General features: G+C 70.5%; 16 protein-coding genes. 2 read left to right on the top strand and 14 right to left on the bottom strand.

The window, feature by feature from the left end:
* Positions 1–26: 26 nt before the first annotated feature.
* Together dnaG and ALLO2_RS05405 are read right to left on the bottom strand one after the other, a co-directional pair.
* On the bottom strand, positions 27–1,850 hold the full coding sequence (gene dnaG, locus ALLO2_RS05410) for a DNA primase (protein ID WP_232234897.1): 1,824 nt from the start codon (positions 1,848–1,850) through the stop codon (positions 27–29).
* A 562-nt stretch (positions 1,851–2,412) separates the two neighbouring features.
* Positions 2,413–3,675, bottom strand: coding sequence for a deoxyguanosinetriphosphate triphosphohydrolase (locus ALLO2_RS05405; protein WP_023840561.1), 1,263 nt, complete (start codon positions 3,673–3,675; stop codon positions 2,413–2,415).
* A 95-nt stretch (positions 3,676–3,770) separates the two neighbouring features.
* On the opposite strand from ALLO2_RS05405, the gene ALLO2_RS26195 reads away from it, so the two are divergent.
* Entirely contained in the window at positions 3,771–3,926 is a 156-nt protein-coding gene (locus ALLO2_RS26195) for a hypothetical protein (RefSeq protein ID WP_011435724.1), read from the top strand.
* 40 nt (positions 3,927–3,966) lie between these two features.
* The gene (locus tag ALLO2_RS05400; RefSeq protein ID WP_011435723.1) at positions 3,967–4,506 is read left to right on the top strand and encodes a PH domain-containing protein; all 540 of its coding nucleotides are present in this window, start codon (positions 3,967–3,969) and stop codon (positions 4,504–4,506) included.
* Positions 4,507–4,601: 95 nt separating this feature from the next.
* Here the strand turns inward: ALLO2_RS05400 and ALLO2_RS05395 are convergent, their stop codons facing one another.
* From ALLO2_RS05395 to ALLO2_RS05340, 12 genes are all read right to left on the bottom strand, one after another.
* On the bottom strand, positions 4,602–6,476 hold the full coding sequence (locus tag ALLO2_RS05395) for a transketolase (protein WP_011435722.1): 1,875 nt from the start codon (positions 6,474–6,476) through the stop codon (positions 4,602–4,604).
* 237 nt (positions 6,477–6,713) lie between these two features.
* Positions 6,714–7,400, bottom strand: a complete 687-nt coding sequence (locus ALLO2_RS05390) for a YdcF family protein (RefSeq protein ID WP_035730080.1) — start codon at positions 7,398–7,400, stop codon at positions 6,714–6,716.
* Positions 7,401–7,524: 124 nt separating this feature from the next.
* Positions 7,525–10,218: a pyruvate, phosphate dikinase gene (gene ppdK / locus ALLO2_RS05385; RefSeq protein WP_035730077.1), complete on the bottom strand. Its 2,694-nt coding sequence runs from the start codon at positions 10,216–10,218 to the stop codon at positions 7,525–7,527.
* A gap of 76 nt (positions 10,219–10,294) precedes the next feature.
* Positions 10,295–13,348 carry a glycine--tRNA ligase gene (locus ALLO2_RS05380; protein WP_035730075.1) on the bottom strand — a complete coding sequence of 1,018 codons (3,054 nt, stop codon included), beginning with the start codon at positions 13,346–13,348 and terminating at the stop codon, positions 10,295–10,297.
* 273 nt (positions 13,349–13,621) lie between these two features.
* Entirely contained in the window at positions 13,622–14,188 is a 567-nt protein-coding gene (locus ALLO2_RS05375; RefSeq protein WP_232234896.1) for an antibiotic biosynthesis monooxygenase, read from the bottom strand.
* 23 nt (positions 14,189–14,211) lie between these two features.
* Positions 14,212–15,009 carry an isoprenyl transferase gene (locus ALLO2_RS05370; protein WP_011435717.1) on the bottom strand — a complete coding sequence of 266 codons (798 nt, stop codon included), beginning with the start codon at positions 15,007–15,009 and terminating at the stop codon, positions 14,212–14,214.
* Between the two features lie 288 nt (positions 15,010–15,297).
* Positions 15,298–16,029, bottom strand: coding sequence for a DNA repair protein RecO (gene recO, locus ALLO2_RS05365; RefSeq protein WP_011435716.1), 732 nt, complete (start codon positions 16,027–16,029; stop codon positions 15,298–15,300).
* A 203-nt stretch (positions 16,030–16,232) separates the two neighbouring features.
* Positions 16,233–17,156, bottom strand: a complete 924-nt coding sequence (gene era / locus ALLO2_RS05360; RefSeq protein ID WP_011435715.1) for a GTPase Era — start codon at positions 17,154–17,156, stop codon at positions 16,233–16,235.
* 1 nt (position 17,157) lies between these two features.
* Positions 17,158–17,583 carry a hypothetical protein gene (locus ALLO2_RS05355; protein WP_035730071.1) on the bottom strand — a complete coding sequence of 142 codons (426 nt, stop codon included), beginning with the start codon at positions 17,581–17,583 and terminating at the stop codon, positions 17,158–17,160.
* Complete coding sequence (locus tag ALLO2_RS05350) at positions 17,580–18,944, bottom strand: hemolysin family protein (protein ID WP_035730069.1); 1,365 nt, start codon at positions 18,942–18,944, stop codon at positions 17,580–17,582. Before ALLO2_RS05350 ends, ALLO2_RS05355 begins: the two co-directional genes overlap by 4 nt.
* A gap of 20 nt (positions 18,945–18,964) precedes the next feature.
* On the bottom strand, positions 18,965–19,570 hold the full coding sequence (ybeY, locus tag ALLO2_RS05345) for an rRNA maturation RNase YbeY (protein ID WP_011435712.1): 606 nt from the start codon (positions 19,568–19,570) through the stop codon (positions 18,965–18,967).
* 28 nt (positions 19,571–19,598) lie between these two features.
* Entirely contained in the window at positions 19,599–20,636 is a 1,038-nt protein-coding gene (locus tag ALLO2_RS05340) for a PhoH family protein (protein ID WP_035730199.1), read from the bottom strand.
* Positions 20,637–20,780 lie beyond the last annotated feature (144 nt).

Raw genomic sequence — 20,780 nt, 5'->3', positions numbered from 1 at the left:
CACTTCCTTCTCGGGATCGACCCAGGTTACGCGGCACCTACGCCCCGCTCCCGGAGTTGATGCTTGTGCTGCTCCAAAGCGATCAGCTCGCCGAACGCACGGCGAAGGGCCTCGGCGTCGGTCACCCCGTTGAGCCGCTGCACACGCGACTTCAGGTCCGTGATCCGACGGGTCACATGCAACTCCTGTACCCGCGACATCTGTTCGTCGACATAACGATCATCCACATCGTGGTCGCACAGCACCCTCTCCACTGCAAGGGCAGTGACGAAGCGTCGCAGCTCCTCCTCCGAAGCCGCCGCGGCCAGCTCGGCCACCCAGGTGGTGACCTCACCGGACCTCGCCAGCCCCGCGCACACCCCACCGGCCTCGGCGATGAGGTCACGGACGGCACGGTGCGCGGGAACAGTGAACATCTCCGGACCCAGCGTGTCGAACATCGGGCCCGCCAGCCCGGGATACTGAACGGCCAGCTTGAGCGCCTCACGCTCCACGATGACCGCCGCGTCATCGGCCCCCGCCCCGCGCCGGCGCATCGGCGCGGAACGGGCACCAGCCCGCTCGCCCCCCTGCCTCGACCGGTGCTCGGCCACCCGGCCCACCACGAACCGCTCGTCGAGGAAACCCAGCCAGCGGTCCAGGTTCACCGCGTACCGGTGCCGCAACGCGGCGTCCTTGAGCCGGTTGACCAGCGGCGCGGCGGCGTCCAAGGCTGCGAGCCGGCCCTCGGTGGTGTTGAGGTCGTAGCGGTCGAGCACCCCGCGGATCGCGAACTCGACCAGCGGCACCCGGCTGGCCACCAGATCCCGCACGGCGCCGTCGCCACCGCTCATCCACAGCTCGCAGGGGTCGCGGCCGGAGGGCTCCACCGCCACGAAGGTCTGGGTGGCGAAGCGCTCCTCGTGCTCGAAGGCGCGTAGCGCCGCCTTCTGCCCGGCCGCGTCGCCGTCGAACGTGAAAATCACTTCACCGCGACGCTCGTCGGAGTCCATGAGCAGCCGGCGGACCACCGCGACGTGCTCGGAGCCGAAGGCGGTGCCACAGGTCGCCACGGCCGTGGTGACCCCGGCGAGATGGCAGGCCATGACGTCGGTATAGCCTTCGACCACCACGACCTGGTAGCGGCGGGCGATGTCACGGCGGGCGAGATCGGCGCCGTAGAGCAGGTTCGCCTTCTTGAACAACGGCGTGTCCGGCGTGTTGAGGTACTTCGGCCCGGCGTTCGGGGCGTCGTCCTCGGCGAGGCGCCTCCCACCGAAGCCGACCACCTCACCGGCGAGATCCCTGATCGGCCACATCAGCCGATGATGGAAACGGTCGATCAGACCCCCGCGGGCGCCCTGTTTGGCCAGCCCCCCGAGCACCAGCTCCTCGCCGGTGAAGCGCCGGGCGAGCAGATGCCGAGTGAGGGTGTCCCAGCCGGTCGGGGCGTAGCCGACCTCGAAGCGCGCCGCCGTGGTGAGATCGAATCCCCGCGCAGCGAGGAAGTCCCAGCCGGCGCGCGCGGAGGCCTGCGACTCTAGCTGCTCGGCGTAGAATTCGGCGGCCGCCCGGTGCGTCTCCAGCAGCCGCTGCCGCTGGCTGGACACCGTACGGTCGGTGGTCCCACCGCCCTCGTAGGTCAGCGCCACCCCGGCCCGGCGCGCCAGGCGCTCCGCCGCCTCCCGGAAGGTCAGCCCGTCGATCTCCCGCACGAAGGAGTAGACGTCACCACCCTGCTGGCATCCGAAACAGTGGAACAGGCCGGTTGCCGCATTGACGTAGAAGGAGGGTGACTTCTCGTCATGGAACGGGCACAGCCCGACGAGCTCGTTACGCCCCGCCGGACGCAGTTGTACGTGCTCGGCCACGACGTCCGCAATCGGCGAGCGCTCCCGGACCAGGGCGACGTCGGCGTCACGGATTCGTCCCCCCNCCCGCCCCTCCCAAGTCCGCGTCGAGACTCTGCGGGTACCCGAACGAGAGGTAGCTCGCCCGGGGCAGAGTGCCCGTCAATATGTTTGCCACGTCCATTCCCGCCGGATCGATGCTAGGACCACCACCCGCCGGCCTGCCCGGCCTGTCGACGAGTGACGCGGCGCCCCTCACATCGGTCCTACCGCTGCGATGGTACGTGTCGTAAGCACGACAGTACCGATCATGCCACGTGAATGTTGGGGACAGGGGCCGTGACGTGCATGCCGAGCTGCGATGTCGGGCCGCGGACCGCGCGCCGGCTCGCTCCCCCAGCCGAGGGAGCGGGTGTCCCCCCGAACGGGGGAACACCCGAAACACCGTCGGGCCATCGGGCCAGCAGAGGACACCCACCGAACCCACCACGCACGGATCCGGCGGACACGGACCCACCACGTACGGATCCGGCACGCACCGAACCCCTCTCGCACCGGGTCCCCCGCACACCGGACTCGTGGCTCACAGGACCCGCGGCGCCGGTCGTCCACACAGCAACGCATACCGCCGCTCGGCGCTGGCGTCGGTCAGACGCGCCACCTGGTCGATGACGACCCGTAGCCGTGCCGCATCGTCAGCGGCCATGCGGTAGGCCGCGCGCAACGACGGCTCGAGCACGTCCGGCGCGCCCCGGGAGAGCATCGCCACGAGCTCCGCGACCACCTCCCGCTGCCGGGACTGCCGGGCGCGGGCACCCGGCCGCTCCATCACATACCAGGCGGTGACCCCCTTGAGCGCCGCGCACTCGGCCACGGTGTCCGGATCCACCACCAGATCCGCGCCATAGCGCCACAGCGGACCGTCGGGATGGCACGCCCGGGTGGCACGGACCGCGCTGTGCGCGAACCGGGCGATGAGCTCGCTGGTCATCGCCCGCAGAGCGGCCTGGCCCCGGGCCGAGGTGATCTCGGAGCGGACCCACCAGGGCTGGGACCGCAGGATGCCCAGGGCGGCCGCCACCGCCTCGGCGGACGGCCCCGGGTAGCGGACGGCGGTCGCGGCGGCGAGCTCCGCCCGGCGGCCGGAATCGTCGAGGGCGGCCAGATCGATGTGTCCGGCAACGACCCCGTCCTCGAGGTCGTGCACCGAATAGGCCACGTCGTCCGCCCAGTCCATGATCTGCGTCTCGATACAGCGCCGGGCGGCCGGTGCGCCCTCCCGGACCCAGCGGAGCACGGACAGGTCGTCGGCGTAGGCGCCGAACTTCGTGCTGTCCGCCCGGGGCCCAGGGCGGCGCGGCCACGGGTACTTCGTCGCCGCGTCCAGGGTCGCCCGGGTAAGGTTCAGGCCCGCGCTGCGACCGTCACAGTCGACGATCTTGACTTCGAGCCTGGTCAGCTCGCGCAGACTCTGGGCGTTGCCCTCGAAGCCACCGCAGGCGGCTGCGGCCTCGTCAAGCGCCAGCTCGCCGTTATGCCCGAAAGGGGGATGACCCAGATCATGCGCGAGGCACGCCGCCTCGACCAGGTCGGGGTCCGCTCCCAGTTCCTCGGCGAGCTCCCGGCCCACCTGGGCGGTCTCCAGGGAGTGGGTCAGCCGGGTACGCGGGAAGTCGTCGTCGAGCGGGCCCACGACCTGGGTTTTTCCCGCCAGCCTGCGCAGCGCGCTGGAGTGCAGCACCCGGGCTCGGTCCCGGGCGAAGGGACGACGCTGAGCCGGTGTGGCCTTCGGGCGTTCCACGATCCGACGGGCCGTGTCCGAGGTGTCATACCACTCACTGACCACGAGTTTGAGAGTATCGGCGCGATTCCGCGACCTCCATCGAGCTCAGCGGCGATACTTTGTGCGCACCCTTCCCCGAATCGGCCCGGAGGCCTGCCGTGGACAAGATCATTAGGTATGGGGCGATCGCGTTCCTCATCTTCTTCGTGGTGACCGCGCCCAACAGCGCGGCCAGTATCGTCGGCCGCGCCTTCGACTGGCTGCAGTCCGTCGGTAACGGGGTGTCCCAGTTCGTAACCGATACCGCTCTGTAATGGCTACCCGGCCACTCTTGATGTCTGGGACACTGCCGGCGTGGTGAGACTCCAGCTTCCGGACCTGGCTCAGCGCGACACCAAGTACCTCGCATCCCAGGAACGCCTGGTGATGATGGTGCGGTTGCACTGGGCGGTCCTGCTGCCCATCTTCCTGCAGACCGTCGGGGCCGTACTGCTCGCGCTCGTGGCGAACATCCTGTTCGCCTCGCAGGACGTCGACGCCGGCATCATCACCACGCTGCTGTGGTACTTCGCCCTCTTCATGATCTTGAGGATGCTGTGGAGGGTCGCCGACTGGCAGTTCGAGCACCTTATGATCACCGACAAACGGCTCCTGAAGGTGTCCGGGATCTTTTTCCGCAAGGTCCAGACGATGCCACTTTCCAAGATCACGGATCTCACGTACAACCGGGATCCGCTTGGCCGGTTGCTCGGGTACGGCGAGTTCGTCGTGGAGTCCGCCGGCCAGGACCAGGCGCTTTCCAAGATCCAGTTCCTGCCGCGTCCAGACCGGCTCTACCTCACCCTGGTCGACATGACCTTCGGTGGAGCACCCGCCCCAGCCGGAGACGACTGAGGGACGGCCTGGTGGGACCGGGGGGATCTCCCCCGGTCCCACCGGATGTCCCAGCCTCGTGCCTTCTCGACCGCCGGCCGCCGGCCCTGGACGGGTCAGCGCAGCAGGTCGCGGGCGGCCTCGACGATGTGCCTCGCGGAGATGCCGGCCGCGTCCAGGAGCTCCTGAGACGTCCCGGAACCCGGCAGCGACCGCACCGCGAGATGACGGACCGACAGCGGCACGCCGCCGTCGCTGAGCGCTTCCAGCACCGCGCTGGCCAGTCCNCCCTCCGGGTAGTGATCCTCGGTGACGACGATGCGCCCGCCGGTGGCCTGGGCGGCGTCGGCGAGCGTCGCCGCGTCGACCGGCTTCACGGAATACAGGTCGATCACGCGGGCCGCGATCCCCTCGGCCACGAGGGTGTCCGCCGCGGCCAGCGACTCGTGCAGGGTGACACCGGCACCGATGAGCGTGACGGTGTCGGCATTCGATCGGCGGAGCACCTTGGAACCACCGGGGGCAAACGGCTCGTCCGGGCCATAGAGCACGGGGTAGGCTCCACGGGTGGTGCGCAGGTAGCTGACCCCGGGCAGATCCGCCATCGCCTCGACGAGCTTCGCGGCGGACGTCGCATCGCTCGGGTAGAGCACCGTCGAGCCGCCGACCGCCCGCATCATGGCGATGTCCTCGAGCGCCATCTGCGACGGCCCGTCGGCGCCGATCTCGACTCCCGCGTGGCTGCCGGACAGCCGGATGTCGGCCTGGGAGATCGCCGCCATCCGGATGAAGTCGTAGGCCCGGGAGAAGAACGCCGCGAACGTGGAGGCGAAGGGCACGTAGCCACGCACCGACAGCCCGACCGCCGCCGCGACGAGCTGCTGCTCGGCGATGAAGATCTCGAAGAAGCGGTCCGGGTAGATCTTGGCGAAGTCCTCGGAGTAGGTCGAGTTGCTGACCTCCGCGTCGAGCGCCACCACGTCGGTGCGGGCTCCGAGCGCGGCGAGCGCCTGGCCGTAGGCGCGCCGAGTCGCCACCTTGGCGCCGAGATCGTAGGTGGGCAGTGTGATGACGGGCCGCTCGACCGGCGCCGGTCGGGGGAGGTCCGCGGGCGGCACCGGACCGCGAACCCGCAGGTCGCGCAGGCCGCCGAGCTCGGCGATGGCGCGGTCGGCCATGTCGGCGGGGAACGGCTTGCCGTGCCAGCCCTCGACGTCCGCGGTCTCGGAGAAGCCCTCGCCCTTGCGGGTGCGGGCGAGGATGACGGTCGGCCGGGTGACGTCCTCGGCGTCGGCGAGCACCGCGTCGATCGCGGCGATGTCGTGGCCGTCAACGACGACCGCGCGGGCGCCGAAGGACTCCACCCGCCTGGCGTAGGTGTCGAGGTCCCAGCCGAGCTCGGTCGGGCCGCGCTGGCCGAGCCGGTTGACGTCGACGATCGCGATGAGGTTGGAGAGGTTGTAGTAGGAGGCCTTGTCCAGTGCCTCCCAGACCGAGCCCTCCGCCATCTCGCTGTCACCGCAGATCACCCAGACCCGGTAGGGCACCTTGTCCAGGTACTTACCGGCGAGCGCGACGCCCACGCCGTCGGGCAGGCCCTGCCCGAGCGACCCGGTCGCGACGTCGACCCACGGCAGGACAGGCGTCGGGTGGCCCTGAAGCCGCTCACCGAAACGGCGGTAACCATTGATCAACTCGTCGTCACCGACGACCCCGACCGCCTTGAAGATGGAGTAGATCAGCGGGGATGCGTGCCCCTTCGAAAAGATCAGATGATCGTTCGCCGGGTCCGCCGGGTTGTCCCAGTCGTACCGAAGGTGGCGCGCGACGAGAACCGCCAGCACGTCCGCGGCCGACATCGACGAGGTGGGATGCCCGGAACCCGCCGAGGTGCTGCTGCGCACCGAGTCGACCCGCAGTTGCTGCGCGAGTTCCCGAACCGTCTCCAGGTCGGCCGTCCCGACCGTGCTCTCGGATACGGGAGTTGCCACACCAGTCTCCTTACAGTGTCGTTCCACACCCGGAAGGTAATCTCCGGAGGGTTCTCTCGCGCCGCGGGCAGCCGACTCCGCCGCTTTGCCTCACTACCACGTGTCGCACTACCCCCTCACCCGGCGATCCGAACCGTATCAGCGGCGGCCGACGGCAAAGAGGGCCGAAGCGGGCGTTGATATGTCAGAGGCGTCACGGGTTCGTATCCGCTGCTGCCGACGAACGTCGACCCGGTGTCAGACGGCCCGGGTGGTCGCCGAAGGTGGTGATGCCTGGCGGAAGAGCTGGTACCACCGGTAACCGATCCCCTCGCGGATGATGTACCGGACCTGCGTGCCGAAGCCGTGGACGGCCGGCCCCCGGTCGGCCGGGGAGGTGACGGCGTCAACACCGAGGTCACGGGCCATCGTCCGAGAACGCAGGCTGTGCCAGGGATCGGTGACCAGCACGGCGGTGTGCCAGTGCCGCGAGTTCATCAACCCGGCTACGGCGGTCAGCGACCCGAGCGTGTTCGAACCCTCGGGTAGGACGAGCACCCGATCCGGGGGGATACCCCGCTGCCGCAGATAGGTCGCACTGGCCTCGCCCTCGGTGTAACGGTCGCCCGGCTGCTTCCCACCGACTGTGATCACCTGAGGGGCGATTCCCTCCCGGTAGAGCTCCAGCACGTGGTCGAGACGGGCGGCGAGGACCGCCGAGGGACGCCCGTCGTACTGCGAAGCACCGAGCACCACGAGGACGTCGGACCGGGGCCGGTGATCCTCCCTGCCCACCCACCAGACCTGCAGAAACGTCACCACGGCGAGAACCATGATGCCGAGGAGGACAGCCGCCACCGCCCGCATCATCCAACGCCACCATGGCACGCGGTACCAGGTCACGCGAAACGGGTTGACGATGAGACGAGGACGGGACAGGCCCACACGAACGAACAGTAGCGTCCCTATGGGCACACGACCGACATCACAGGGCAACTGCCCCCTTCATCCGCCCAGCCCCGATCGGGATCCCGGCCCGGAAAGGGCAGGAAACGGGCCAGGCGGAAACTCACCCGACCGTCGACCGGCCGAGAACCGCGGCACGCCCGGCCTCCAGCCGGGCCACCGGCACCCGGAACGGCGAACAGGAGACGTAGTCGAGCCCGAGTTCGGCGAAGAAGTGCACGGAATCGGGATCGCCGCCGTGCTCGCCACAGACGCCGAGGCCGAGATCGGGCCGAGCGCCCCGCCCAGCCCGGACCGCCGTCCTCATCAGGGCGCCCACCCCGTCGCGGTCCACCGACGCGAACGGCGACCCGGCGAGGATGCCGAGGTCGAGGTAGCGCGGCAGCAACGATGCCTCGACGTCATCCCGGGAGAAACCCCAGAGCAGCTGGGTGAGGTCGTTGGTGCCGAACGAGAAGAACTCGGCGCGGCGGGCGATCTGGTCCGCGGTGAGCGCCGCCCGCGGAACCTCGATCATCGTGCCGATCGGCAGGTCGATCTCCAGGCCGCTCTCGGTGCCGACCTCGGCCAGCACCCCGCGCACCCGGTCCCGGATGGCATCCAGCTCCGTCGCGGTGGAGATGAACGGAACCATGATCTCGGGACGGGGATCACCGCCTACGCGGCGGCAGCGCACCAGCGCCTCGGCGATCGCCCGCGCCTGCAGTTCCACCAGCCCCGGGACGGTGAGAGCGAGTCGGACGCCGCGGCGACCCAGCATCGGGTTGGTCTCGTGCATGCTGCGCAGGACCGCCAGCCTCTCCCGGTCGGCGTCGTCGACCGGCCTTCCGGCGGCGTCCGCGGCGGCGATCGACACGGACAGCTCGGTGAGGTCCGGGAGGAACTCGTGCAACGGCGGATCGAGCAGCCGGACCGTGACGGGCAGACCGTCCATCGCGGTGAAGATCTCGACGAAATCCTCCCGTTGCGGGGGAAGCAGCCGGCTGAGCGCCTCGGTCCGCTCAGCCGGCGTTCCCGCGAGGATCATCTGCTCGACCAGGGTACGACGATCCCCGAGGAACATGTGCTCGGTGCGGCACAGCCCGATGCCCGCGGCGCCGAACCGGCGGGCCCGCGCGGCGTCCGGCCCGGTGTCGGCATTCGCGCGGACCCGCAGCCGGCGGGACCGGTCGGCGTGCCGCATCAGCCGATCCACGGCGGCGACCAGGTCCCCGCCCGGCCGGGGATGGTCGGGACGGCCGGCCTCGAAGTACTCGACGACTGGTGACGGGACGAGTGGTACGGAACCGGGGTATACCGCGCCGATGGTCCCGTCGATGGAGAGGATGTCCCCCTCCCGCACGACCACGCCCCGCCCGGTGGTGAGGCGGCGACCGGCGGGATCGACCTCGATCTCCTCGGCCCCGCACACGCAGGTCCGGCCCAATCCTCTGGCGACGACGGCGGCATGCGACGTCCGGCCGCCTCGGGAGGTCAGGATTCCGCGCGCCGCGAGCATGCCCGCGAGGTCATCGGGATTCGTCTCGCGGCGGACGAGGATGACCGGTCGGCCCTCGGCCGCCACCCGCACCGCCTCGGCGGCGTCGAAGACGGCCTCCCCCACCGCCNCCCCGGGCGCGGCGTTCACTCCCGTCGCGATCGGGGCGGGCCGGGCCGTGTCGTCGAAGCGCGGGAACATCAGGGTGGCGAGCTGGTCGCCGCTCACCCGGCACAGCGCCTCGTCGTCGTCGATGACACCGCCTTCGGCGAGCATGGCGGCGATCCGGAAAGCCGCCGCGGCAGTGCGTTTGCCGACGCGGGTCTGCAGGATCCACAACCTGCCATGTTCGATCGTGAACTCGATGTCGCACAGGTCCCGGTAGTGCTTCTCCAGGCGCGTCATGATCTCGCGCAGTTCGGTGAAGGATGCCGGGTCGATCCGCTCCAGCTCGGCGAGGGGAACCGGGTTACGGATCCCGGCCACCACATCCTCGCCCTGGGCATTGGGCAAATAGTCTCCGTACACGCCGGGTTCGCCGCTGCCCGGATCCCGGGTGAAGGCCACCCCGGTGCCCGAATCCGTTCCAAGGTTGCCGAACACCATCGCGACGACGCTCACTGCCGTCCCGAGATCGTCCGGAATGCGCTCGGTACGGCGGTACAGCCGGGCCCGCGGCCCGTTCCAGGAGTCGAACACCGCTCGGATCGCGAGATCCAGCTGCTCGCGGGGNTCCTGGGGGNAGGGGCGGCCGGTGCGCTCGAGCACGATCCGCTGGTAGGTCGCGACGAGCGCCCGCAGGTCGTTCTCGTCGAGGTCGAGGTCGCTACTGGTGCCCTTGGCCCGCTTCGCCGCCTCGAGGGCCGCGTCGAACGACGGCTCGCCGACGCCGAGGACGGTCCGGCCGAACATGGCCAGCAGCCGGCGGTAGGAGTCCCAGGCGAACCGCGGCGAACCTGACTGCTCGGCCAGGCCCAAGACGGCCTGATCGGTCAGGCCGATGTTCAGAATGGTGTCCATCATCCCGGGCATGGAGAACTTCGCGCCGGAACGCACCGACACCAGCAGCGGATCGTCGGCCTGGCCGAGCCGCCGTCCCCGGGCGGTCTCCAGGGTGGCAAGATGATGATCGATCTCCGCCCGTAGCCCGACCGGTTCGCCGCCGGCAAGGTACTCCCGGCATGCCTGGGTGCTGATAGTGAACCCGGGCGGGACAGGCAGGCCGAGATTCGTCATCTCGGCGAGGTTCGCACCCTTACCACCGAGAAGATCCTTCATGTCCTTGTTGCCCTGGTGGAAGCCATACACGTAGCGCGCCATGGTCGTCCCTTCCGCCCCGGAGTGATACCCAGACGCTAACCCGCGGTAACGGTATGCGCAGCCAGAATGCCCATGATCAGCGACCGGAGGCGGACAGCGAGCCGAGAGCCTCCCAGTCGAGAGCTCCGGTCGTCAGGTCCCGGATCCAGGCCAGCAGACCGAGCCGCGCCGCCCGCACCGCCGGGTCGTCGGCCATCACCATCACCGCGTCGAAGAACGCGTCGACGGCGGCCGGCAGGTCTCCGGCTGCGACGACCAGCTCATCAAGGGAGATCGCTCCGGCCGCCGTCTCCGCGGTGACAGCCGAATCGGCGCCGGAGGACGCGAGCCGCCGGACGAGCGCCGTCACGACCTCCAGCAGGTCGATCTCGGCGGGTTCGGTGAGGCGCTGCGCGTCGAGCACCGCCGGGGTCCCGGCCGGCACGATCCGGCGGACCCGCTGCAACGCGGCGGCCAGGGCGGCGAAGCCGGCGGCGGGTGCGGACTCCCCCTGGACGAGCTGCCGCAGTGTCACCAAGGTGGCGGCCGCGCGGGCCGGCGTGCCGGTGAGCGGCCCGACCGCGCCGACCAGGCGGTGGTCCACTCCGGTATCGAGTAGTTGCTGGACGTAGCGGCCACGGACAAACGTCTCGGCGGCCTCGAGCGCCTCGGCGGACACCGGCACCGGGGTGAGCCGGGCGGCGCGGGCCAGCGCGCCGGTGACGGTGAGGCCGGCGAGCTCAGGCCGGCTGCCCAGGATCGCGGCGACCCCGAGCGCGGCCCGGCGCAACCCGAACGGATCCGAACTCCCCGTGGGGGCCGCGTCGAGCGCGAACAGCCCGACAAGCAGATCGAGCCGGTCGGCGAGGGCCAGCAGGCCACCGGGGGCGGTATCGGGCAGCTGGTCACCGGCCCGGCGGGGCAGCTCCATCTCAAAGAGGGCGACGGCGACCGCCTCGGGCTCACCGGCCCGGCGGGCATACTCCCGCGCCATCGTGCCGGCGAGGCTCGACAGCTCGATGACCATCTGGGTGGCCAGATCGAACTTGGCGAGCGCGGCCGCCCGGTCCAGGGTGGCCCGGTCGTCCTCACCGAGGTCGATCTCCTCGGCGAGGTCACGCGCCAGCGCCGCGATGCGGTCGGCCCGGTCCGCGACGGAGCCGAGCCGCTGCTCGAACGTCAGCTTCGCGAGCTCCGCCCGGAACGTCTCGAGTGGCACCGTGATGTCGGCGTCGTAGAAGAACGCGGCGTCGGTGAACCGGGCCCGGATGACGTCCTCGTTGCCGGCGCGGACCAGCGCTTGGTCGACTTTACCATCGGCGACGGCTACGAACGACGGCAGCAGCCGCCCGGCGGCGTCACGCACCGGCAGGTAGCGCTGGTGCTTGCGCATGACGGTGGTGAGGATCTCCGCCGGCAGGTCCAGAAAGCGTTCCTCGAAGGACCCGAGGATCGGGCACGGGAACTCGACGAGGTTCGCCACCTCGGTGAGCACGTCCGCCTCGGCGACGAGGTCGATGTGACCGCCGGAGTCCGCGGTGAGCTTGGCCGCCTCCTCGACGACGAGCTCGCGGCGAACCACCGGGTCGAGCAGGATCGACCGGGCAGCGAGCAGTTCTGGGTAGCCGGACGCGCTCGGCACGTCCAGCGGCGGGGAGCCGGCCCGCCGGTGGCCGCGGGTGGTCCGACCGGCCGCGAGCGTCGACACCGTCACCGGCACCACGGTCTCGCCGAGCAGGGCGAGCAGCCAGCGCACCGGCCGGCTGAACGACAAGGTCGGATCGTTCCAGCGCATGTTGCGCTCCGCGCGCAGCCCCACCACCAGCTCACCGAGCACCCCGGCCAGCACCCGGGCGGCGTCCCGGCCGGCCTCGGTGCGCACGAGCGCGACATGCTCGACACCGCGGTGGGTGACGACCTGGAGGCCGGCGGGATCCGCACCCTGACCACGCGCGAACCCGACGGCGGCCTTCGTCGGCGCGCCGGCGGCGTCGTAGGCGGCCGAGACGCGCGGGCCGCGGACGACCCGCTCGACGTCCGGCTCCCGGGGCGCCACCTCGTCAACGATCGCCACGATGCGCCGGGGAGTGCCCAGCACCCGGACCGCACCGTGCGTGAGGCGGGTGGCCGCCAGCCGCTCAACGAGGCCGGCGCGCACCGCCTCGACGGTCCGGGTCACCTCGGCCGCCGGGAGCTCCTCCGTCCCGATCTCGAACAGCAGGGTGGCCGGCTCCTCGGCCCGGGTGGTCNCCGCGGCGGGCNCCGCGGCNGGTGGNGGGGAAGCCGCCCCGNGGGGATGGCCGAGCTCCTCGCGACGGTCCCGCCACAGCGTCGCGACCTCCCGCGACAGTCCACGCATCTGCGCGAAGGAGGTGGCCCGCTCGGTGGTAGAGACCGCGCCCCGGGAGTCGAGGATGTTGAAGGCGTGCGAGCACTTCAGCACGTAGGAGTGCGCGGGGACGGGCAGCCGGGCGTCGATGAGCCGGCGGGCCTCGGCGGCGTAGTCGGCGTAGAGCCGGCGCACGGTGTCGATGTCGGCGTCGTCGAGGTAGTACCGGGACATCTCGTACTCGGCCTGGCCGAACACCTCGCCGTAGGAGATGCCGGGGGCGTAAGCGATCTCGCTGAAGTGGCGGACGCCCTGCAGGGCCATGAGGATGCGTTCCACGCCATAGGTGATCTCGACGCTGACGGTGTCGAGCGTCTGGCCACCGGCCTGCTGGAAGTAGGTGAACTGGGTGATCTCCAGGCCGTCGAGCCAGACCTCCCAGCCCAGCCCCCAGGCACCGAACGCGGGCGAGGCCCAGTTGTCCTCGACGAACCGGACATCGTGGGCGGCGGTGTCGATGCCGAGCGCCGCGAGGCTACCCAGGTAGAGCTCCTGGGGGTTACCCGGATCCGGTTTGAGGATGACCTGGAACTGGGTGTGGGTCTGCAGCCGGTTCGGGTTGTGGCCGTAGCGGGAGTCGTCGGGACGGACCGAAGGTTCGACGTACGCGACCCGCCACGGCTCCGGTCCGAGCACCCGCAGCACCGTGGCTGGGTTGAGCGNACCGGCGCCGACCTCGGTGTTGAACGGCTGTACGATCATGCAGCCGCGGTCGGTCCAGTAACGGGTCAGCGCCAGCAGCGCGTCCTGCATGGTCAACATCGAGCGAGCCTCGGCATTTCGCTGTCGCGGTCACGAGTGGTGCGGGACACCCCGGCTCCGGGGACCGGACACCGGTCCGCCGGCGACCGGTGTCCGAAGAGAGCGGTCAGGCGATCAGGGAGGGGACTGTCCACGGGACATCGACACTCNGAATCCATGATCCATAGATTCATGATCAATAGATCTGCAAATCATAGATCCACAATCCATAGATCGTAGATTCCATGATGCTGAGTCGAGGCTACCGGTACCCACCGACAATCCCGCGGTTGGTCACGGCCGGCCGGCGCCCGGCGCACCGACGGAGCGCGGCGGCTCGCCGGGGGCCGCGGTGTCGGCGTCCGGCGTACGGTCGGACCGATGGGTCCGCGCCGAGCCGCCCGGCCCGTCCACCGACACCAGCACCTCGAAGGTGCCAGGCCCGTCAACCGCGAAGACGAGCAGCGGCGTCAGCGCGTATCGCACCTCGAAGGCGGACAACGCGCGACGCCACGCGCCCGGCCCGTCCCACTCGGTGGTCATCAGCCACGAGCCGGGTTCGTCGAGCGCCTGGGCGATCCGCCCACCACGAAATCCCGGGGCCCGGGCGAGCGCGTCAAGCGCCGGACGTGCCGCCGCGGCGAACCCCGCCCCGCCCGGCACGGCGTCCCCCGGTACGGCGTCCCCGGGCACGGCGAAGGCGATCTGGGCGACGACCGGAGCACCGGCCGTCGGCGCCGCCCAGTCGGGCACGGTGGAAGCGTCGGGTCCGGTCGGAACGTCGGGTCCGGTCGGAACGTCGGGTCCGGTCGGAACGTCGGGCACGGTCGGAACGTCGGGCACGGTCGGAACGTCGGGCACGGTCGGAACGTCGGGCACGGGCATCAGACGTGATGGGCGACGGTTCCGCCGTAGCGCCGGTCCCGTCGGGCGAAGTCCTCACAGGCGGACCACAGATCGCGCCGGTCGAAGTCCGGCCAGAGCGTCTCGACGAACGAGAACTCGGCATAGGCGGCCTGCCAGAGCAGGAAGTTGCTGAGCCTCTGCTCCCCGGAAGTCCGAATGACGAGGTCCAGATCGGGCATGTCGGGCTCGTCCAGGTAACGGCCGATGGTCGCCTCATCGATCCGATCGACGCGCAGCCGGCCCTCCCGCACGTCCCGGGCGATCGCCGCCGCGGCATCGGCGATCTCGGCCCGGCCGCCGTAGTTCACGCACATCACCAAGGTGAGCCGGTCGTTGTCACGGGTACGTTCCTCGGACGACTCCAGCCGCCTGATCACGTTCCCCCACAGCCGGGGACGACGACCCGCCCAGCGAACCCGCACACCGAGCGCGTGCATGTCCTCGATGCGCCGGCCGAACACCCCGTCGGTGAAGCGCATCAGGAACGCCACCTCGTCCGGTGACCGTTTCCAGTTCTCCGTGGAGAAAGCGAACACCGACAACCATCGGACCCCGAGCTCGATCGCGCCCTCGACGCAGTCGAACAGGGCGTCCTCGCCGGCCTCGTGTCCTTTTGTTCGCGCCAGCCCGCGCATCTTCGCCCACCGTCCGTTGCCGTCCATGACGATGCCCACATGCCGCGGGACGAGACGCGACGGCAGGACCGGAGGTCGCGCGCCGGAGGGATGGGGATGCGGATCGCGAAACCGCGTCTTCACACCATTACGCAGCGCCACCGCCTACCTCCCCGCACCCGTCCGGGGCGGCTTCACGCCGCAATCCGTCCTGCCGGTCCCAGCCATCACCACATCGTCCCCCCGTCGGCGCCGGGTCGCGCCGGACGCACCCACCGCCGCTTTCCGCCTCACCATGTCCGTCCTCGTCCTTCCGCCACGGCCCGTCCCACCGCCGTCCCGCTCTCATGGTCCCGTTCCCCGGCGGTCGCACCCAGGCCGCCCGGCCCGCCTCGCCGGGATGACCGTCCCGGCCCACACGCAAGACCTCCACCACGGCGCCCGGCCGCGTCACGCCCTCTCCAGATAAGGCAGTGCGCGAAGCCCGCGTTCGAGATGCCACTGGAGATAGGCGGCGGCGATGCCACCGGCCTCCCGCCGGGCGCGGGCGTCACTGACCAGTGCACCGTCCCAGTCACCGCGCAACAGATCCGCGAGCAGCCGCACCGCACCCGCGGACACCGACGCCGCACCGTGCGGGCGACATTGCGGGCACACTACGCCGCCGCCCGGCACGGACAACGACAGGTGCAGCCCGGGCCCACCGCAACGCGCGCAGTGGTCCAGGGCCATCCCATACCCGGACACCGCGAGCGCCCGCAACAGGAACGCGTCGAGGACGAGCGCGGGTGGGCGCTCGTCGCCGGCGAGCGTACGCAGACCACCCACGAGCAGGAGGAACAGCCGCAGGGCGGGCTGGCGTTCCTCGCTGGTCAACCGCTCGGCGGTCTCGAGCATCACCGCGGCCGCAGTGTACCTCGGGTAGTCAACGGCGATCGTGGCGCCGTAGGGAGAGATGATGTCCGCCTGGGTGACCGTGTCCAGCGCCCGGCCGGAATGCAGCAGCAGATCGACGTACGTGCCCGGCTCCAGCCGCGACCCGAACCGCGAGGACGTCTTGCGGACACCCTTGGCGACGGCCCGCACCCGACCGGTCCGACGGGTGAGCACGGTGATGATGCGGTCGGCCTCGGCGAGGGGGGCCGTGCGTAGGACGACACCTTCGTCGCGATACACCGGCACCCGCCCATGGTTGCACGGTCCCGAGTTCATGCGGTGAAGCGAGGTCGCCCGGCAGATGGCCGGTACCGGCCGGATGTTCTCCTGAGGAACCCGCAGGACATCCCGGTCCATAGCCGGGGGGTAGGTATGGCAGTACATTGCGGCATGGATGCGGCATGGATGCGGTGCTGACGGCGCCTCGGTGGGGCCGGCGGCGAGCCGGCTCAGAACCCCAGGCGACGCAGCTGGCGCGGATCGCGCTGCCAGTCCTTGGCGACCTTGACATGTAGATCGAGGAAGACCGGGGTACCGAGCAGCGCCTCGATCTGCGTGCGGGCGCGGGAACCGACCTCCTTGAGGCGGGATCCGCCGGTCCCGATGACGATCGCCTTCTGGCTGGGCCGCTCGACGAAGACGTTCACCCGGACGTCGAGGAGAGGACGCTGCGCCGGCCTGCCCTCCCGGGAGACCATCTCCTCCACCACGACGGCGAGCGAGTGCGGCAACTCGTCGCGGACCCCCTCCAACGCGGCCTCACGGACGAGTTCGGCGACCATCACCTGTTCCGGTTCGTCGGTCAGCTCCCCACCGGGGTACAGCGCGGGCCCGGCGGGCAGCCGGGCGACAAGCACGTCGGCAAGCACGGCGACCTGGTAGGAGCGCACCGCGCTGACTGGAACGATGTCACTGAACTCGCCGAGCCCGGCGATCTCGAGCAGGCGGGCGCCGATCCGATCGGGATCGGCGACCCGGTCTGTCTTGGTGAGGATGGCGACCACCGGGGTGCGCTTGGGCAGCCGGGACAGCTCCTCGGCGATGAAGCGGTCCCCCCGGCCGACCGGCTCGTCCGCGGGCATGCAGAAACCGACGACGTCGACCTCGGACAGCGTGGCCCGCACCACGTCATTGAGCCGCTGCCCGAGCAGCGTGCGCGGCCGGTGCAACCCCGGGGTGTCGACCAGGACGAGCTGGGCGTCGTCGCGGTGGACGATGCCGCGGATGGCGTGCCGAGTGGTCTGTGGTCGCCCGCTGGTGATGGCGACCTTCGTCCCTACCAGCGCGTTCGTCAGCGTCGACTTGCCGGCGTTGGGTCGTCCGACGAGGCAGGCGAAGCCNGCCCGGAACGGCACCGAGGTCGTTGTCGACACGCTAGGTGGTCACCCTGGTCCGGGCGACGCCGTCCGAGCCGGCGAGGAACACCGGGATCCCGGCGCCGAACTCGGCCAACGTCGCCAGGTCGGCGCGGTCGAGCTCGTCCTTCTGCGTGACCACCGCGGCGGCTTCGAACCGGCGGGCGCCGCTGGNGACCGCGGCGGCCACCGCCGCGCGCAGCGCCGAGATCGCTAGCTCGGCCCGGCCCAGGCCGAGAGTCGCCGCCGCGTAGGTGCGACCGTCGGTGTCGCGCAGCGCCGCACCCTCCGCAGGGTCGCCCGAGGGGGCGTAGGCACGCAGCCGCGCCGCCCTGGCCAGCACCACGAGCTTCGCGTCCTCTGCGGCGAGGTCGAGAGCCGGGGCGCCGTCGGCCGAGTTGCCATCGGCAGGCACGGTTCCCGACCGGGTCGCGTCGGCGGTCACGAATTCACCTTTCTGTCCGACGACGAGCTGCGCACGGGTTCGCCGCCGTCGTCGGATCGGGGAGGCGGCGAGCCGTCGTCGCCGTTCGACGGATGCGGCAACCGCTGGACGACCACGGTGCCAATCTGGTTACGCCGGCCGGCGGCCCGTTCCGCCGACAGCCGCAACCCACCGACCGTGACCGTCGCACCCGGGATGGGCACCCGTCCCAGGGCCGTGGCCAGCAGGCCACCGACGGTGAGGCTGTCATCCGCACCGGGCAGGTCGTCCACGTCGAAGTCAAACAGCTTCGCCAGATCGTCGACGTCGAGCCGGGCGGTCACCCGCGCGGTGTTGGCGTCGATCCACTCCACCGGCGGAACCTCGTTGTCGTACTCGTCGGTGATCTCACCGACGATCTCCTCAAGGATGTCCTCGATGGTGACGAGTCCGGCGGTTCCACCGTACTCGTCGATGACGATCGCCATGTGGGTACGCGACGCCTGCATCTCACGGAGCAGGTCGTCCGCGGGCTTGCTCTCGGGCACGAGTGCGGGTGAACGCATGATCTCGGCGATCGCACCATCCTCGCCCCCCTCCCGTTCCCGGCGGACCATGTCCTTGAGGAAGGCGATCCCCACCACGTCGTCGACGCTCTCCCCGATGACGGGGATCCGCGAGAAGCCGCTGCGCAGGGCCAGCGCGAGAGCCTGCCGGACGGTCTTCGTCGACTCGATGAAGACCATGTCCGGACGCGGCACCATCACCTCGCGCACCAGGGTGTCCCCGAGCTCGAACACCGACGCGATCATGTCGCGTTCCTCACGCTCGATGACCTCGTTCTCCTCGGCGAGGTCGACGAGATCGCGCAGCTCGGCCTCGGATGCGAAGGGACCATCCCGGAAACCAGGACCGGGGGTGACCGCGTTGCCGAACGCGATCAGCAGCCGGGGCAACGGCCCGAAGATCCGCGCCAGCCGGACCGTGAGACCGGCGCTGGCCAACGCCACCGCAGGGGCGTGCTGGCGGCCCAGGGTGCGGAACATCACCCCGACGAGGATGTACGCGACCAGGGTCGAGGCCAGCGTCCCGAGGCCGATCGCGGCGAACCCGGCCCCGTAGGCGTGCACGAACAGCACCGTGATACAGGCCGCGGCGAGCATCTCCGCGACGATGCGCAGGAGCAGCAGCAGCGCGAGGTAGCGGCCCGGATCGGCCACGACGGTCGCCAGGTTCCGGGCGCCGGCCCGGCCCTGGCGGGAGAAACCCTCGACCGTCNCCCGGGAGACCCGGGTCAGGGCCGCGTCGATGCCGCCGAGACCCGCCGCGGCAAGCGAGCCCATCACGGCGATGAAGACGAGAAAAAGATCACCGGAACTCATGCGGACCCCCTTGTGCCGGGTCAGCGTGCGGGCGCGGCAGGGGGCTCTCCGGCGCCACCGCCACGGCCCTGGTCACCACGGCGGCCCTGGTCACCACGGCGGCCCTCGCCGCCGTCCGCGGCACCGTCCGCGGCACCGCGGGCGCCGTCCGCGCCGTCCGCGCCGTCCGCGCCGTCCCACGACGCGAGCAGCTGGCTCTGTACCTTCCACATCTCGCGTTCCTCGTCCGGCTCGGCGTGGTCGTAGCCGAGCAGGTGCAGGATGCCGTGGGTGCACAGCAGGGACAGCTCGCGATCGAAGGAGTGACCGGCCTGCTCCGCCTGCCGCCGCGCGACGTCCGGGCACAGCACGACGTCGCCGAGCAGGGTAGTCGGATCGTCGTCGACCGACTCCGACCACGAGGCGTCAAAGGCATCGTCCTGCGGGAAGGACAGGACGTCGGTCGGACCCTCCTCGCCCATGTACCGGACGTGCAGATCGGTCATCGCCTTCGGCTCTACCAGCATCACCGAGAGCTCGGCGAGCGGGTTCACCTTCATGGCGTCGAGCACGAACCGGGCGAGCGCGGCCAGCCTCACCTCGTCGACGTCACTCGCGCCCGACTCGTTGGCAACGAATACGGCCATCAGCGGTCCTCTCCGACCGCGGCAACGGTCACCGTCGGTCCCGACGAGCAGACCGGGCCGGAGCGGGTGGCGGCGCACTGGCCGCGTCCCAGCGGGCGTAGGCGTCGACGATCTCGCTCACGAGCCGGTGCCGAACCACATCGGAGCTGGTCAGGGATGCAAAATGGACGTCGCCGAGGCCGTCGAGGATCTCCCGGACCACCCGCAGCCCGCTGCGGGTGCCGCTGGGGAGGTCGACCTGGGTCACGTCCCCGGTAACGACGATCTTCGCGCCGAAGCCGAGCCGGGTAAGGAACATCTTCATCTGTTCCGGCGAGGTGTTCTGGGCCTCGTCGAGGATGATGAAGGCGTCGTTCAGCGTCCGGCCGCGCATGTAGGCCAGTGGGGCCACCTCGATCGTGCCGCTCTGCATCAGCCGCGGGATCGAGTCCGGATCGATCATGTCATGCAGCGCGTCGTAGAGCGGCCGCAGGTAGGGATCGATCTTCTCGTACAGGGNCCCCGGCAGGANCCCGAGGCGTNCCCCCGCCTCGACCGCGGGGCGGGTCAGAATGATCCGGTTCACCTTCTTGGCCTGCAACGCCTGAACGGCCTTCGCCATGGCGAGGTAGGTCTTGCCGGTGCCGGCCGGCCCGATCCCGAAAACGATGGTGTGCTGGTCGATCGCGTCGACGTACCGCTTCTGGTTCAGCGTCTTCGGCCGTATCGTCCGGCCCCGGCTGGAGAGGATGTTGAGGGTGAGAACCTCGGCCGGCCGCTCCTCGGCGCCGCTGCGCAGCATCGCCAGCGAATGGTCGACATGCTGCGGGCTGAGCTCCGTCCCGGCGTCGAGCAGCGCGATGAGCTCAGCGAACAACCTGGCGGCGAGCTCGTTCTCAGCCGGAGCGCCGGTAATGGTGATCTCGTTGCCACGCACGTGGATATCCGAGGAGAAAGCCTTCTCGATGGTACGGAGCAGCTGATCCTGGTGACCGAGCAGACTCACCATGCTGTGCGGACCGGGTACGACAATGCGCGTCTGGACCCTGGTGTCGGGCGCGACGGGTGGCGTAACGGATTCGGGCATAAAGAGCGGCCAGCGAGGCCGGGGCACCTCTCAGGATTGATGATCGCGGTGGGTGGCGCGGCGCGGACGGCCGACACCGGACAGAACCCCTCCAGCCGGAGGGACCGCCCAGCGAGGCGGACCACGGACGCTACCTGACCAGTC

Origin of the sequence: Frankia sp. Allo2, from assembly GCF_000733325.1 — a bacterium.
GTDB classification, from domain to species: domain Bacteria; phylum Actinomycetota; class Actinomycetes; order Frankiales; family Frankiaceae; genus Frankia; species Frankia casuarinae.
This window is presented reverse-complemented; position numbering and strand designations above follow the sequence as displayed.

Bases quoted from the DNA above. Each gene is read 5' to 3' on its own strand.
- ybeY (WP_011435712.1), bottom strand. From the start codon at position 19,570: ATGGCCGTATTCGTTGCCAACGAGTCGGGCGCGAGTGACGTCGACGAG.